The sequence below is a fragment of the Paenibacillus sp. NPDC057934 genome, assembly GCF_042887565.1.
Classification (GTDB): Bacteria; Bacillota; Bacilli; order Paenibacillales; family Paenibacillaceae; genus Paenibacillus_AQ.
In genome coordinates this window covers 216,093-231,658 of the sequence record NZ_JBHVPB010000006.1, presented here as the reverse complement: position 1 = coordinate 231,658, position 15,566 = coordinate 216,093, and the positions used below count along the sequence as shown (strand labels likewise).

General features: G+C 47.1%; 13 protein-coding genes. 3 read left to right on the top strand and 10 right to left on the bottom strand.

What is annotated here, in order from left to right; genetic code table 11:
* Window position 1 precedes the first annotated feature (1 nt).
* Window positions 2-895: a fructose bisphosphate aldolase gene (locus tag ACFVRY_RS15880; protein ID WP_387501184.1), complete on the top strand. Its 894-nt coding sequence runs from the start codon at window positions 2-4 to the stop codon at window positions 893-895.
* Between the two features lie 202 nt (window positions 896-1,097).
* On the opposite strand, the gene ACFVRY_RS15875 is transcribed toward ACFVRY_RS15880, so the two are convergent.
* From ACFVRY_RS15875 to ACFVRY_RS15855, 5 genes are all read right to left on the bottom strand, one after another.
* Window positions 1,098-2,300: a hypothetical protein gene (locus ACFVRY_RS15875; RefSeq protein WP_387501183.1), complete on the bottom strand. Its 1,203-nt coding sequence runs from the start codon at window positions 2,298-2,300 to the stop codon at window positions 1,098-1,100.
* 137 nt (window positions 2,301-2,437) lie between these two features.
* A complete protein-coding gene (locus ACFVRY_RS15870) occupies window positions 2,438-2,680 on the bottom strand; it encodes a hypothetical protein (RefSeq protein WP_387501182.1) in 243 nt (80 codons plus the stop codon).
* A 244-nt stretch (window positions 2,681-2,924) separates the two neighbouring features.
* Window positions 2,925-7,676, bottom strand: a complete 4,752-nt coding sequence (locus tag ACFVRY_RS15865) for a cadherin-like beta sandwich domain-containing protein (protein ID WP_387501180.1) — start codon at window positions 7,674-7,676, stop codon at window positions 2,925-2,927.
* A gap of 182 nt (window positions 7,677-7,858) precedes the next feature.
* On the bottom strand, window positions 7,859-8,482 hold the full coding sequence (locus ACFVRY_RS15860; protein WP_066372548.1) for a hypothetical protein: 624 nt from the start codon (window positions 8,480-8,482) through the stop codon (window positions 7,859-7,861).
* A 302-nt stretch (window positions 8,483-8,784) separates the two neighbouring features.
* A complete protein-coding gene (locus tag ACFVRY_RS15855; protein ID WP_387501179.1) occupies window positions 8,785-9,132 on the bottom strand; it encodes a metallophosphoesterase in 348 nt (115 codons plus the stop codon).
* Window positions 9,133-9,146: 14 nt separating this feature from the next.
* On the opposite strand from ACFVRY_RS15855, the gene ACFVRY_RS15850 reads away from it, so the two are divergent.
* Complete coding sequence (locus tag ACFVRY_RS15850; RefSeq protein ID WP_387501178.1) at window positions 9,147-9,383, top strand: hypothetical protein; 237 nt, start codon at window positions 9,147-9,149, stop codon at window positions 9,381-9,383.
* A 114-nt stretch (window positions 9,384-9,497) separates the two neighbouring features.
* Here the strand turns inward: ACFVRY_RS15850 and ACFVRY_RS15845 are convergent, their stop codons facing one another.
* Window positions 9,498-10,553, bottom strand: a complete 1,056-nt coding sequence (locus ACFVRY_RS15845) for an LLM class flavin-dependent oxidoreductase (protein ID WP_387501177.1) — start codon at window positions 10,551-10,553, stop codon at window positions 9,498-9,500.
* Window positions 10,554-10,874: 321 nt separating this feature from the next.
* Here ACFVRY_RS15845 and ACFVRY_RS15840 point away from each other — a divergent pair, with 321 nt between their 5' ends.
* Window positions 10,875-11,102 carry a TetR-like C-terminal domain-containing protein gene (locus tag ACFVRY_RS15840; RefSeq protein ID WP_387501402.1) on the top strand — a complete coding sequence of 76 codons (228 nt, stop codon included), beginning with the start codon at window positions 10,875-10,877 and terminating at the stop codon, window positions 11,100-11,102.
* A gap of 168 nt (window positions 11,103-11,270) precedes the next feature.
* Here the strand turns inward: ACFVRY_RS15840 and ACFVRY_RS15835 are convergent, their stop codons facing one another.
* The 4 genes from ACFVRY_RS15835 to ACFVRY_RS15820 all read right to left on the bottom strand — a co-directional run bounded on the left by ACFVRY_RS15835 (window position 11,271) and on the right by ACFVRY_RS15820 (window position 15,436).
* Window positions 11,271-12,641, bottom strand: a complete 1,371-nt coding sequence (locus ACFVRY_RS15835) for an LLM class flavin-dependent oxidoreductase (RefSeq protein WP_387501176.1) — start codon at window positions 12,639-12,641, stop codon at window positions 11,271-11,273.
* 27 nt (window positions 12,642-12,668) lie between these two features.
* On the bottom strand, window positions 12,669-13,487 hold the full coding sequence (locus ACFVRY_RS15830) for an ABC transporter permease (RefSeq protein WP_387501174.1): 819 nt from the start codon (window positions 13,485-13,487) through the stop codon (window positions 12,669-12,671).
* A complete protein-coding gene (locus tag ACFVRY_RS15825) occupies window positions 13,484-14,332 on the bottom strand; it encodes an ABC transporter permease (protein WP_387501173.1) in 849 nt (282 codons plus the stop codon). Before ACFVRY_RS15825 ends, ACFVRY_RS15830 begins: the two co-directional genes overlap by 4 nt.
* Window positions 14,333-14,428: 96 nt before the next feature.
* Complete coding sequence (locus ACFVRY_RS15820) at window positions 14,429-15,436, bottom strand: aliphatic sulfonate ABC transporter substrate-binding protein (protein ID WP_387501172.1); 1,008 nt, start codon at window positions 15,434-15,436, stop codon at window positions 14,429-14,431.
* Window positions 15,437-15,566: the final 130 nt, after the last annotated feature.

Below are 15,566 nucleotides of genomic sequence, written 5' to 3'. Positions count from 1 at the left end.
CATGAATACGAATACGAAGCAACTGGAGCGAATTCACTCGGGACAGGGATTTATTGCGGCCTTAGACCAAAGCGGCGGAAGTACGCCAAAAGCGCTACTGCAATACGGTGTTAAAGAAGACCGCTATTCGAACGAAGAACAAATGTATGCATTAGTCCATGAGATGAGAACACGCATTATTAAGAGCCCGGCTTTTGATGCACAGTATATTCTGGGCGCGATCTTATTCGAGAACACAATGGACCGTTTCATTGACGGACAATATACCGCCGATTATCTGTGGGAACAGAAAGGCATTGTACCCTTTTTAAAGATCGATAAAGGACTTGCTGAGCAGAAAGACGGAGTTCAGCTTATGAAGCCTATTGCTGGCTTGGACGAGCTTCTGAAGCGGGCAGTCGAACGAAATATTTTCGGCACCAAAATGCGCTCGGTGATTAAGGAAGCGAATCCCGCTGGAATCAAACAAGTGGTTGAACAGCAGTTTACCATCGCCAATCAAATCCTTGATAGCGGGCTTATTCCGATTATCGAACCTGAAGTTGATATCTACAGTGCAGATAAAGAAGCTTCAGAGAAACTGTTAAAAGAAGAACTTACCGCACACTTATCTAACCTTGGCTCTGACGTGAAAATTATGCTTAAGCTCTCCATCCCGACAGAAGATAATTTCTATCGGGATCTTATAAATGATTCACATGTGTTGCGCGTAGTGGCTCTGTCAGGCGGCTACAGCCAATCTGAAGCCAACGAAAGGCTGGCCCGCCATCACGGACTAATCGCCAGCTTCTCTCGCGGTTTATCCGAAGGATTAGGTGCCGGGCAGACAGACGAGGCATTCAACGCCCTGCTGTCCAAGTCCATTCATGCTATTTATGAGGCTTCCATTAAGTAAAGCTAAAGTAAAGTATTTAATGATATAAAACTGACTTCATGAAAAGAAACAGCGGCAGCCTTGGACGAGTAAGAAGTCCTGACTGTCGCTGTTGTACCCAGATTTCTTCTTTTTACGTTGTTTGTAGAGATCATCTTTCCATGTTTGCAACTTTGTTCCCATGAGTTATTGAAATAACTCTCCTTACTTCGGACTCGTAGACTTATAAATAAGTTAGCCATGCTGGCCCTGCGCCGTACAGATCATCGATCGCCTCGACGATCCGCTTCTCTACAGCATCATAAGCAGCAGCGATGTTGCCGATCTGGTGATCCACGTCAATTTGCCGGGTAACTCCGTGAGGCCTCATGTAATCGACAGAGGCAGGAAGTACGAATTCATGTTTCCACAGTGGGCCTTCTATACTACCTACGCACGAGACGTTCACGTCGAATTGGCCGCGAGTGAAGGTGAGCTTCACGAGATGGTTATGCTTGGTTACTTTTGTAATCGTAAAGACGCCACTGCCGCTGTATTTGGTATTGTAGATGAAGCCGCGCTTTTTAAAAAAGTGGTTGATCGCTTTTTTGACCGATAACGGTTCAGAGAAGAAGTCCTCACTCCTAAGTGCCTTCAGTTGATATGGAAATTGGACTCCGACCAGATTCCCTGCTTCGTAGCATGATTGCACGATCCGCTCGCCTGCAATCATGTTCTCAAAAACGGCTGCAGCCTCCTCCTCAGTAGAGGGAGCGCAAAATACTCGCTCGTGGTAAATCTCTCCGATAGTCTCCAAAAGGCGACGTTCGCTTTCATTCAGCTCCAGCTGCGGAGCACTGTCCGTGATATCTCCAAGCTCCACAATCGCATCCAGAAAATTTCTTCTTCCTGAAATCCACCAATCGCTCTGAAGCCTAATGCACGGCGAAGGGTAGTCACTCCATCCTGTTATCCTGGGTGCAAACAACCTGGTATAACAAACATCCCCTTTTGCGATGAATGGGACTGGTTCCTCTTTAGCTGAATCAGGGTTCCGGCTAAGCATTGTAAGATGATCGAACACAAAAGTCGCCTTATTCAATCGATAGCGGCGCGGAATCCCACTTACGATATCAAAAACTTCTTGCATCCGAAGCGAGGCGTTGCTAGCGTCCGGATTTGCCCCGTCCCAACGTGCGGGAAGGTTGGTCAGTCTCTTCTCATGGCCCAGCGATGTCTCGGCCGTATGATGAAAAGGAACGAGTGTTGGGTTATGTTCAAGCAGCCTGTCGATTCCAGATAGGCCATGCGTAAAGCCGTCAACGAAAAATTTGATGTCCTGTGGATCAAATGCAGCATCACAGAAAGCTTGTCCGATCCGATCGATCACCACTAACGGTGTATCCTTCTTGCTCAACCTATAATCAATTTTTTTATATAGCTTCACAAGATCACTCCTCATCCATTGTCCTTCGTTAAAGGGATATCTGATTATTCGTGAGGAGTATATTCTATTCCTTTATTAACGTACTCTGCCCGTTAGCACAAGGGTCCTCCCCATAGGGATTCGCTCAAATTTTGATATTACTCAGCATACTTAAAGTTCTTATCATCCTTGCCTTTCATAGGCGAAATACCGTTTTGAGTTATTTCCTTGTTATCTGATTTATAATTATACCTATAACTATATCTTACGTTCGGTTCATCGTTAAAAACTACATTAATAGCGTATGGACCTCCGAACTTGTCTTCTCCCGTTTTATAATATTTAACATCGATATTAAAATCATCTTCTTTATAGCCCTTTGACAGTAAATGAGCGACCACTTTCTGTCTAACCGATTCTTCAGATTCTGGAGATCAGTAATTCTCTTTACCATCACTATAACGTCTCCTTTACTAATTTATTCTTTAAAAAACTGAAAAAATCCCTAATTAACTTAACACAACTAGCATTTGGAAGGTTTCATAAAAATGAAACAAACATTTTAAAAATATCCAATTTAAAACAAAAAAAAGCTGCTCCCCAGACAGGTATTACCTGCCGGGAAACAGCCTTTTTAGCTATGCTTTATTTCTTTAACTGGAGTGCTCTCAGAAGGATTGTGGCCGCTTCTGCACGGGTAGTGTTCCCGGTCGGTTTCACTGTACCGTCGGTATACCCGTTAATTAGCCCTTGATCAATTGCTGTCTTAAGCGCGGGAAGCGCCCAAGCGGAAATCTTGGAGCTATCAGAGAAGCTGATGTTCTTGTCAACTAAAGCCAGTTGAGCAGCTCGAACAACAATTGCCGCAACTTGCTCGCGGGTCACCCACTCATCCGGGCCGAAGGCATCTTCGCTATAACCGTTAACGATGCCAAGTGCTGCCGCTGTTGCAATGGTATCGTGAGCCCAATGCGTCTTAGTGTCGGCAAACTCTTTTCCATTCGCAGCCTGAAGGTTAAAGGTCTTAACGATCATCGTCACGAATTCCGCTCTTGTAATCTTGTTGTCAGGTCTAAAGGTATCATCCGGGTAACCGTTAAGCCCACCGAGGGACACCAATTCCTTGATGCTGATCTCTGCCCAATGTCCGTGGATATCGGCAAAATCTTTTTCTACCTTCGGAATCGAAGATTCTACTTTGTCGGATACCAGAACAGCAAATTTCGTAAAATGAGTAACCGTTCCGGACACTGTTCCGTTAGCTTGATCCACTTTCAGGTTGTCCAGTTGTACCCATTTCTTACTTTGCTCATTCAGCCAGTACAAACCTACAACCGATGTATTGAAGTTCACCTTCGACGGGTCGAAAGTCAGAGTAATCGTAACCGGTTGGCCAAAATCGCCAGCCTTATTCTTCGTAATCTCATAAACATCACCCAATAGTTTCAATGTGTCATCGGTGGACAAATTCGAGGATGAAGTTACTTTAGAAACAGTAATCTCGATTCCACTCTCGATCGATCCCGCTGGCACACTGATCGTTGCTCCATTCAAAGTCAGCACGCCACCGTTCACGGCAATGCTTCCGGAATGAACCGGAGTATTTCCATTATTCGTCCCACCTGACGGAGTCGATGGGGTCGAAGGCGCTGCAGGACCTGGTGTTCCAGGATCCGGCGTTCCAGGACCTGGTGTTCCTGGATCCGGTGTTCCTGGATCCGGTGTTGTCGGACCTGTAGGATCCGTAGGATCAGGGATGCTCTCTGCGGCACGGGTCACAATCACAGTGTATGCCTTTTTGAAACCACTTTGTGCTGTCACTTCGATCGGAATAATGTTGCTTCCAACCTTTAGATCAATAACTCCGCTAGCTTGTCCGCTAACTGTCGGAGTACCCTTCACAGTGATGGAAGCCGCACTATCATAGACATTCGCTGTTACCGAAATGCCTGATACTTTGTAGTCAACTTGAGTCGCATAACTGGTTACGTCAGGTGCAAAGACCGGATTCAGCGTACCGCTCGACAAGGCCAGACTGCTCAAATCAGCGTTGCTGTTTGCTTCTTCCACAGCTTTTCTGATCACGTCCACAGTATAAGTCTTGCTGGAGCCATCCTTCGCTGTCACTACAATAGTGAGCTCATTGCTGCCCACGTTCAGGTTGATCAAGCCACTAGCTTGACCACTCGTTCCTGCAGTACCATTCACAGTGAATGTAGCAGCACTATCATATACGCTTGCGGTTACGGTAATACCCAATACCTCATTGTCCACCTGTGATGTGTAGTGAGTCAAAGCACCGTCGAACACAGGATTCAGGGTTCCACTGGACAACTTCAGGTCGCTCAAATCAGCGCTGCTGCTGTCTTCTTCCGCTGCTTCCCGAATCACGGTCACAGTATAAGTCTTAGTAGAGCCATTACGTGCAGTCACAGTGAAAGGAATATCATTCTTCCCAGCAGACAACTTCATTGTATGAGCTGTTTCATTAGTATACGGTTCGCCTTGTGCTGTCAGACTCGCCTTTGCATCGCTAGCCTTTGCTGTGATATTCAACGATTCAACCGAATGAGGGACAGTCACGCTGTACTCGGTAATTCCAGCATCGAACGATGGAGACAACGTACCTGTGTCTAAAGTCAACTTGTCCAGCGTGGAAACATCAATTAATTTTCCGGCCAGCATGTCGCCTTGCACCAGTGCAAAGTCCGCTACCACCTGATGCGAATAGTCCTCAGCCGCATTAAGAATAAAATTCTCCAGGTCGTTCCAAACTGGCAGAATATTCGTTACAAAACGCTCTTCAAACTTGTAATTCAGTTCATCGGACACCTTGTCCTGACGAGAATCCGCATAAGCATAAGCCTTAGCTGCGTCAATCAGATATTGCTCTAGTTCATCTTTATTTTTGAATGGCTTATCAGTGTAATCTCCCTTAAACGGCGAGACTTCCCGGATCAGGAATGAACGATTCGAAGCTTCAAGTACGCCAAGATAAACATCTGTATCTACTGCAGTCTTGATATATGCATCTTTAGAGATGTAAGCATCCCGTGTCTGCTCTTTTACATCAAGCAAGATATCGTCCGTGTTGGCATTACTAGGGCCTTCGATCAGCACATTGTAACGTTCTACCCCTATGCTGCCAATGCCTTGGTGAATGCGCCGAACAATATCCTTAATTGTAAAATAAGCATTAAACTGATCATCGCTAAGATTCGGGAAACTGCCTCTGACCTGGACTTTGTAATTTTCCCAATCCGCTTTTAGTGAAGCCACTTCAGCCTCACTTGCTAGTTCAAACTTATCGGGATTGCCGTCAATATTTAATCTCCCATTCAGTGCCCGTTTGCCCAGCAATTTTTGCAGCGCCTCGGGATAGGACACTTTGGAGACTTTATCCATAACACCTTGGGTATATGCAGTGACATTACTTTTCGTCAGCTTGGTTGCTTTCTTTCTGTTATCGTTATTAATCTCAATTAGTGTATCTTTGTAAGTATCCAGGAAGGTTTTGGAGACGTCGCGGAAATCAGCATCCTGCAAATTCGCGATACCCGAGCTGTCTTTATCGTATTTTACGACATAAGTACTTGTTACAAAACGGATTAAATCATCATAGAAGCTTCCAATTCCGGCAGAGTCCACGTCGTTCAGACTGAACACCATTAGATCTTTGCTATCATTAAAAGTACCGACATTCTGAATATGCGCATCGCCTTGCGTGTAGGTTAGAATATCCTTGTCTTTCCACCCGGCAATGATCGAAGCAGGAGATGGAATCAGCCCTGACGCAAGATCGGATTTGAACAACGAATGCGTACCGCGCAAGAACGTGTATTCGTTCGCTCCCATCGCACTACTTCCATACTTATATTCTTTGGTCACTGCATCATTGAAACTAGTATTGTCCTCTACAATGCTTTGTTCTACTTCCTGCTTGCGTGCCTCATCAGAACGAACCGGCGAGCTGTAACGAAGTAGAGAGATGCTAATCGGATCAGAAGCTAACCAGTCACTATCCTGCATAGCCTCCGGCTTCACAATCACCTTAAGTTGCGCAGTATCCAGCACAGGAATGGTAGAAGTCCCCGAAATGGAGAAGGTAATCGTGTTGTCACTGCTTTGCCCCTCCGCCACGATCTTCCAGTCCCCAGCAGGAAGTCCTGTCATACTGTAAGCATCGGAGTTCAGCGTCCCGTTGGCCGGAATACCTGCTGTAAGATTCAGTTGTAGGCGGGCATTCAGATCCTTCGCACCACTCATCTTAATCGAAGATGACGCTGGAACCGCCGCAATTTTGTTGGACGGTGTGAATTTAACCAATGTCGCGGTGTTGTTCTTTTGGTACACGCTCACTGGGGTAGTTGGTTTGTTGGATTGATTCCAAGCTCCAGGGTTAATTTCAAAGGCAAGATTGGAATCAGCGACAATGTGTGCCGTTCCATCACCAGTAATCGTAATCTCGATCTCCTCACCGCTGGCACTAGCCGTCGCAGACAATCCTGCAGGAAGTCCGGTCACAGTGAAGTCCTCAGAAGCCCATGGCCCCTGCTTCACAATACCATTAAAAGCGGTGAGAATAATTTTGTTATGAGCCGGATCAACGGTTGATCCTGATTTCATTTGCACGTTCTGATCGTTCTCCAGAATCGCATACGCAGCCGTACTACTGGAGTTGCGTGGCTTACTTTCTTTTGTTTTTTCAAAGTCCTTACTATTATAACGAGTATCCCAGTTATTCCCCCGATTTGGAGTTGCGGCTGAAGTCGTGCTTTTCTCCGGATCAAGCGGATCGAATACTAAACGCTGTATCGTCGACTGCTTGCCCGTTTGCGCCGCCGGACTGCCCAAGGAGGCATCCACGACAGGATCGTATCCGACAAAATCAATGACCTTGTCTTTTAACGTGTCCTTCATTGGGTCATTGGAAGTCAAGATTTGGGTAGTATTCAAGAGTGCCAGCTTACCGCTATTATTTCCTATTTTAAAAGAATCCTCCACAGCATCCGGCTGAGGCAATGGGCTTCCAACATTCCCATTGCTACCAAGCGCAACAAGATAATAACCGTACGCTGGGATTTTAGCCGTTGGGGAACCTAATATTGCTGCCTTCCAGCTTTTTTTCTTATCATCAGCATATTGGATGGACCAACCGTTTAGCGAAACAGCGTCTGCTGTAGGATTGAATAATTCTACAAAATCGTTGGTATATAGGTCGGCGATATCGTCTTTCTTGCCTCCATAAAACTGGCTAATGACTAGATTCTTCGCCAGATTATTGGTATTTATCGGGCCTGTTGCTGCATGGCCTGTCCCTGCGAAAGACCACAATGATTGAACGACCATCGCCGCCACAAGGACGACTGCCATCCAGCGCTGATTCCTTATCTTCAAGTTAGTTGACCCCTCTCCCAATTAAAAATTCACGTTATTATATCAACTGAATGTAATAGGAACGTTAAAAGAGAGGCAGTATAAAATTAAATTGATTAAAGTTTAACAAAATCCCTATTCTAAAATACAAAAAAACGGCATCTCTGCCGTTTTTCCGATGTCTTTCCTATGTTGATTCAATTTTAGTCCAATCCATGTTCTTTACGGATATGATACAAGCCTTGAACCAGCAGTTCGGCAGGGTCACGGTTCAGTTGCAAATGGGTTAGCAATAAATGAAGCGGAATTGCACACACGTTGCTGCCTTCCGTGATCTCTGGAAATCCGGTTTCGAACATAGGTCCGTGCTCCTGATTCCAAGCCAGGCCTGCATGAACTTGCTGGGGTGCAAATTCTTCCTGCACAGCCGCGATGCAATGCGGAACCAGCACATTATCGATGACTGCTTTAGCTTCCTCTTCGCTCTCAGGCGGTTTAGGAAGCGCCTTGCCCCCGGGAATCTTCATCATTTCATAGTAGAACGAAGCCAACCACACTTCAGGTTTATTGCCCGACTGGAATCTCGCAACCAATTCCCGCAGGAAAAAGCCGCATGAATATCCATTACCGGACTCATCCTTCACATTGTACACAAAAACTGGACCGTAAGCTTCCATGTTCAATACTTGTCCTTCAACATCCTGGAATTTCATTCGTAATGCTACGAGGCTGTTATGATGGACTGCCTTCAGAAGTTCAGTCCAATCCTCTTCGGACATTTCCGGTTGCTTGTTGTTCTCTTCCTCGATTGGTGTCTCATTAGTCATTATAAATTCACCTCGCTATCTATCATACCATCAAAATTCATAGGGCAATAGTGACATCCTAATGGTACTTTTGCCAGGGGTTACGACTATGCTATACGTTATCCCTCCACTTAAATCTACAAGCGTCAAGCTCTCTCCATGTCCTGCTCCAGTATCAATGCCCATTCTACGCTCTCCGAGCTAAACCTCTCCCCTTGGTGCTCCCAGTCGAAAAGCTGGTGTGTGGCCAAAGACTACCGTCTCTGTACCGTCAGTTTCCCTGAGAAAAAGGGCTCACGGATTTCGGTGAAATCCTCTGCTGTCTACTGTTCCAGCGGGACCCCGGGGCGGATGCCTGCATGGACGAAGAGATATCCTTCATATTTGCACCAAAGCGGAAGTGTTCTTAGAAAAGGAGACCATCGTGGTGCGACATTGTTATTAAGCCATCTCAGCTCATTGTTACCCGTTAATGCCACAGCTCCCCCCTTGCACAGCGACTCAATGAGCGCCAGAGTGCCTTCGGAATCAGGACCCTTATTCACATAATCCCCTAGCAAAAAGAGACGGTCATGCCCCGGGCGATAGTCTGCACGCTCAAGCAGCTTCTCCAGAAGCCCGCCATAGCCATGGATGTCTGAGACTGTTAATATTCTACCGGCAGAACTCATATGAAAATCCGTGTGTGCTGAACAGAGAAGGGTACACACTGCTGGTTGCCTTCTATCCCCGGCTGTGTAGACAAGACATGGATCAGCTGCCTGTTCCAGATTGGACGTACCGTCGACGCTTCTATATGATTCGGGAGAAGAACAAGCTGGTCAGCCCTGTCATGCAAAATTTCATGAAGGGAATGGCTGCCAAACTGTCACATGAGATTCGTTGGAATGAGAAGGGAAGAATATTCGAGGAGAGTCACTAAATACTGACTTCTTCAATAAATTGCATAACCGAGTTTACTGATTTAAAGCTACGGATCAATAAAAAACAAAAAAACGGCATCTCTGCCGTTTTTTTGTTTTTTTGTTTGGGTAAATTAACGTTTCTCTTGCTCCCAACGAGAAATTTCATCACGTACACGAGGCGCCACTTCGGTTCCGAGCAATCTAATGGCCTCCATCACCTCTGCATGCGGCATTGTACCATGTGGGACATGTAGCAGGAATCTCGTAATACCCACTTCTTTGCGCAGATAAATGATTTTGTTCGCAACGGTCTCCGGATCGCCTACATATAAGGCCCCGTCAAACTTGCACGCTGCATCATAATCTGCACGATGATAGGGAGGCAGCCCTTTTTCCACTGCTCTAAAATTCGTCCGGGCATGTGTCGAAGGGAAAAACTGTTCTAGCGCTTTCTCATTAGTCTCTGCAATAAATCCATGAGAGTGGGTGGCAATCGGCAACTGTGAGACGTCATGGCCTGCCTTGGCAGCCGCTTCTTTATAAAGCTTTACATGCGCTGCATATTGTGAAGGATTTACATTCCCAATGATAGCGAGTGCAAAAGGTAAACCCATGGCCCCGGCGCGAATGGCAGACTCCGGACTGCCCGCACTGCCAATCCATACCGGCAAGCGATCCTGCACCGGGCGCGGATAGATCCCCAGATTATCTATTGCCGCTCTATGTTTACCGCTCCAAGTGACTTTCTCTGATTGCTGAATTTGCAGCAATAGATCCAGCTTCTCATCGAAGAGTTCCTCATAATCTTTCACATCGTATCCGAATAGCGGGAATGATTCCATAAACGATCCACGCCCTACCATGATCTCTGCACGGCCGTTGGATACTGCATCAAGCGTGGCAAAATCCTGAAATACACGCACCGGATCAGAAGACGAAAGAATCATAACCGCACTCGTGAGCCGGATTCTAGAGGTCAAAGATGCTGCCGCAGCCATGACCACAGCAGGTGCTGAGGCAGCAAAATCAGGACGATGATGTTCACCAACACCATACACATCCAATCCTACTTGATCTGCCAGCACGATTTCCTCCACTACTTCACGTATGCGTTCAGCATGACTCATGGTCTTACCAGTATGTACATCAGGCGTTGTCTCGACAAAGGTGCTTATACCAATTTCCACTACTTGTTTCCTCCTAGTACGTATTTGTTGTCTACTCTTATATATTGAACTTAAGCTATTAACATAAGGATCGGCGTCGCTCCGGTGAAGCTTGGACTTTCGGTCGCGGTTGAAATCTGGAGACAAATGCGATCGCTAGCGCTCCTACAGTTCCAATCTTCCCCTCCACTCCTTCTCCCCTTTTCGTTTTTTCTTTAGTTCAATCCCATGTACCATCATAAACGACAACAAATCAAGTTGATCATTCTATTCTATCTCTTTATAGTTAAATATTCAAAATATTAAATATGAACATTTTGAATATAAAATCGAAAACGTCCAATATACTTAATCCATATTCTGAATCAAAAGTTGTATGATTATTTAAATGAAATCGGTACTGTTCTGCACCTTAGCCAAACTGACACCGAATACTCATTAGCCTTTATTTCATCTGGCCTGGTTGGTATTCTGGTATATTGGTTTAAACAAAATAAAGCAATGCCCATTGACGAATTGACATTGCTGGTTAGTGATATTTTAGAACCCAAATTTGCGAGTAGCGGATAAATAATAGAGGCAGAACTCAGCAATGAAGTTCTGCCCTTATTATTCAACTGGCTACCAAAGGAACTTCCCAGCTAGCCGATCTTCACGACCACAATAACCTTGGCAAGCGAGCCAGTATTGGTGGAAGGGTGTCCGGGTAGCTGCCACCACGCCAAGGCGGATCGTTTCTTAAGTTGTAGCCGTTGCAGCGGATGCAGCCGCCCGTTCATGGCCTGCTTGGAAATGGCGGAGACCCGGCCGCTCCAGCCCGAGATGCTCGCGTAGTGTGCTACCGGTATATTCCCTCCGGAACAACCCCCGCTGCTGGAGAATCGGCACAACATGATCAACGAATTCATCAAGGTTGCCCGGCAGCACCGGCGGCATAATGTTGAAGCCATCGCAGCCGTACTCCTGAAACCAATGCTGCATAAAGTCAGCCAACTGCTCATAAGTGCCTACAAACTGCATATGCCCCCGGGCACCGATCAGACGCCCTCCTAAATCCTGAATCGAAAGGCGCTCCTTGCGCGCCATGTCCATAATGAGCTGTACGCGACTTTTCATCCCGTTGGTCGCTTCGACAGGGTTAGGAATGTCCGGCAGCTCCCCTTCAATTGGGTAACCGGAGAGGTCGAAATTAAGTGTAGCGGACAGTGCACTGACAATTATATTGGACGGGATCAAATCTTGAAGCTCCTTGTATTTCTGCTGCGCTTCCGCTTCCGTTGCCCCTATGATTGGTGAGAGGCCCGGCATGATCTTGATGCTATCCGGCTGCCTGCCATTGTCCTCAAGCCTCCCTTTGACACTGGCATAGAATGCCTGCGCCGCTTCCAGCGATTGTTGCGCAGTAAAGATCACTTCTCCGAACGCAGCCGCGAAATCCTGCCCCGGAGCGGAAGAACCCGCCTGGATTAGCACAGGATACCCTTGCGGAGGGCGGGGAACATTGAGCACCCCTTTTGTCGAATACCACTGTCCCTTGTATTCAACTTCCTTTACCTTCGCTCCGTCGGCGAAAACCCCTGCCTCCCGGTCGATGACCAGCGCCTGATCCTCCCAAGTATCCCAAAGCCGGGTGACGACCTCGACAAATTCTCGTGCCATCTCATAGCGGAGACCATGCTCCGGGTGTTTGTCCTTGCCATAGTTGTAAGCTTCAACATCCAGCTGCGATGTTACGATGTTCCAACCCGCACGCCCTTCGCTTAGATGGTCGAGCGATGCAAATTTCCTTGCGACATTATAAGGCTCGTTGTACGTTGTCGATACGGTCGCCGTCAATCCGAGCTTCTCCGTTACCGTCGATAAGGCTGCGAGCAGTTGAACCGGCTCCAGCATGCCGGAAGCTGCATCCTCGACGCCGCGAACATAGAGCAGATCGGCCAGAAACATCATATCGAACTTCCCTCGTTCAGCCGTTTGCGCCAATCTTTTATAAAACTTGAAGTCAAACAGCCCTTCCGCCCCGGATTCCGGATGCCGCCAGCCGTAATGATGATGGCCGCTATAATAGATGAAGGCACCCAGATGAAGCTGCTCATCTCTTGTTCCCATCGTAACTCCCTCCTGCCTTGGTATGAATCACCCTTTGAACGTGTCACGCCAGCGAAGCCAGCGCTTCTCCAGCAGCCGGACACCTGAATCCGATATCTTCCCAATTAAGGCGAAGATGATAATGCCGACAAATACGGCATCCGTTCGCATATACGCTCTTGCGTCCTGGATCATATAGCCGATGCCAGCGCTTGTGCCCATCATCTCCGCGACGACAAGCACCAGCCAGGCAATGCCAAGCGACAACCTGATACCGAGTAAAATATTCGGCAGCGCCGATGGGATGATCAGCTTCGTAATCAACTGCAACCGCGAATATTGTAGGATACGTGCGACTTCAAACAGCTTCAAATCTACATTACGGATACCGAGAAACGTATTGACGTAAACAGGAAAAAAGGCGCCCAGTGAGATGATTAATATTTTAGAAAACTCGCCAATGCCAAACCACAATATAAACAGCGGAATTAGCGACAGCAGTGGAATGGTCCACATCATCTGCAGCGATGGATCAAGCGTCTTTTCGGCGATTTTATTCAGACCGGTCAATAGACCAAACAGCATTCCCGTCCCAGCGCCCAGCAAAAAACCGATCATTGCCCGATAAAGGCTAATGCTCATATGCTTATAGAGTTCGCCGCTGGCGATCAGTTCCACAAACTGTTTCACAATGGCACTCGGTGTGGGCAGCATAGATGCAGGCACAAGACCGAGCTGTCCGACTGCCTCCCAGACGATTGCAATTGCAACCGGCACAAGCCAGCCGTGGAGAGGCCTTGGAATCGCTCGAAGCCAACCTTCTTCGGATGGGTGTGACCTTTTCTCATCCAATACTTGCCCACTCATAGCCCCTTGTCTCCCTTATAGTTATTCTGCCAACGCAGTAACCGGCGCTCCAGCAGCTTCACCAGCGAATCCGTCAGCTTGCCAACAACAGCAAACACAATAATTCCGACGAACACGACAGAGGTCAACGAGAATGATCTAGCATCATTGATCAGAAAGCCAATGCCAGAGCTAGAGCCCATCATCTCCGCAACCACGAGCACCAGCCAGGCAACCCCGACCGATAGCCTTACGCCAAGCAAAATGTTCGGCATGGCAGCGGGAACGACCAGCTTCGTGATCATGTTCCATTTGCTGAATTGAAGGACCCGGCCGACTTCGAACAGCTTGCTGTCTACCGAACGAATACCAAGAAACGTATTGACATAGAGTGGAAAAAACGTCCCTTTGGCAATCAGCAGTATCTTCGACGTTTCACCAAAGCCGAACCATAGAATGAACAACGGCGCAATCGCGAGATGAGGCAGTGTACGCAACATTTGCAGCAGCGGATCGAGTAGCCGCTCTGTTTTGTAGGAGAAACCTACCCAAATGCCAGCCGCTAACCCCAACCCCCCGCCAAGCAAGAAGCCAAGCAGTGCCCGCCATGCCGAGATCCCGAGATGGTGTACCAGCTCACCGGAAGACGTCAGACTGACGAATTCCTTTACTATTTTACTAGGAGCAGGTAATAAAATCGGATTCAACTTTCCCATACCAGCCGCAATCTCCCAGATCACTACAATTGCAACTGGCAGCAAGATCCCCAGCGCTACATTTGTAATCTGTATGGATCGCCGCCGCTTTAATCTCCTAGGTGTCCCCGTTTTATCCTTTACGAGCGGCGTAGCTGCCGCATTCTCCATGAGTACCGCCTCGTTCCGATTGTTTCGTTTGCTTTATTTGTTTCATTCATCTAACTTATTGGTTGTTATCTGTCGTTTAACTCGTCTATACGCCCTTTATTTCAACGCTTCTTTCACGTATTGATTATCAAATACCTCGGATACGTTAATCTTTTTGCGGATATTTCCAATTTCGTACTGAAAGTCAGCCGTTTTCTGCTGCTCGGCAATGATCTCATCACTTACAGGGATATTGATTATTTTGGACCGCACCTGTGTTCCTTTGATCACCTCAACCGGTACCTTCCGTTCTGTTGCATAACGGTTCAACGCTTCGTCCAAGTTCTGCTCTTCCCATAGCCGGGTTTTCTCGAACACCTTCAAGTAAAGTGTGACGAGCTCCGGATATTTCTCAGCAAATTCTTTACGCACGATCTGGAAAGACGGGGACAATACACCCAATTGCTCGCCGTCCGTCAACACTTTAGCTTTGCCCGTCAACGTATTAAGCGTAATATACGGGTCCCAGGTAGCCCATGCGTCTACGCCGCCCGACTCGAATGCTGGCTGTGCTTCATCCGGCTGAAGCTGAATAATCTCTACATCAGTGTCTTTAATGCCAGCTTCGTCTAGACCGCGATAGAGGAAGTTATAAGCATTACTCCCTTTTGCCACGGCTATTTTCTTACCTTTTAAGTCATCAATCGTTTTAAGCGCGCTGTTAGTCGGAGTAATGATCGCAACATTGTTCTTTCCTTCGAGCAATTGCGAAATGACCTTGAACGGAATATCCGCTGCCTGGGCGGCGATGATCGGCATGTTACCAAGCCCGGCAAAATCCAAATGATTGGAAGCAATGGCTTCCGTCATGGGAGGTCCGCTCTGGAACTCTGCCCATTCGACCTTCACGCCAAGCTTCCCGAACTCGTCCTCGAACCATTTCTCCTCCCGCGCTTTTCCCCAAAGCCCTCCACTGCCCTGAACGCCCAGCTTCACGGTCAATCCCTCATAGTTATTGGTATCTTTGGCCTCTTTGGCTACTCCTGCGCTTTTTTCCGTATTGGCGCAACCCACCGTAAGCACCGCTATCAATAGAATCAAAGCCCATATCTTGAATAATTTCATCTCTCATTCCCCCATCCATTGATTTAATTTTAATTAAACTTATCTCACATGATTACTAGGTATTAAACATAAAAAAAGAGATGCCACGGTACATTCTGCTGCATTCCTGCAGGCAGTATTGTCCCGTCAA

Coding starts and splice junctions, on each gene's coding strand:
- ACFVRY_RS15880 (WP_387501184.1), top strand. CDS start 2: ATGAATACGAATACGAAGCAACTGGAGCGAATTCACTCGGGACAGGGA.
- ACFVRY_RS15860 (WP_066372548.1), bottom strand. CDS start 8,482: ATGACTAATGAGACACCAATCGAGGAAGAGAACAACAAGCAACCGGAA.
- ACFVRY_RS15855 (WP_387501179.1), bottom strand. CDS start 9,132: ATGAGTTCTGCCGGTAGAATATTAACAGTCTCAGACATCCATGGCTAT.
- ACFVRY_RS15835 (WP_387501176.1), bottom strand. CDS start 12,641: ATGGGAACAAGAGATGAGCAGCTTCATCTGGGTGCCTTCATCTATTAT.
- ACFVRY_RS15830 (WP_387501174.1), bottom strand. CDS start 13,487: ATGAGTGGGCAAGTATTGGATGAGAAAAGGTCACACCCATCCGAAGAA.
- ACFVRY_RS15825 (WP_387501173.1), bottom strand. CDS start 14,332: ATGGAGAATGCGGCAGCTACGCCGCTCGTAAAGGATAAAACGGGGACA.
- ACFVRY_RS15820 (WP_387501172.1), bottom strand. CDS start 15,436: ATGAAATTATTCAAGATATGGGCTTTGATTCTATTGATAGCGGTGCTT.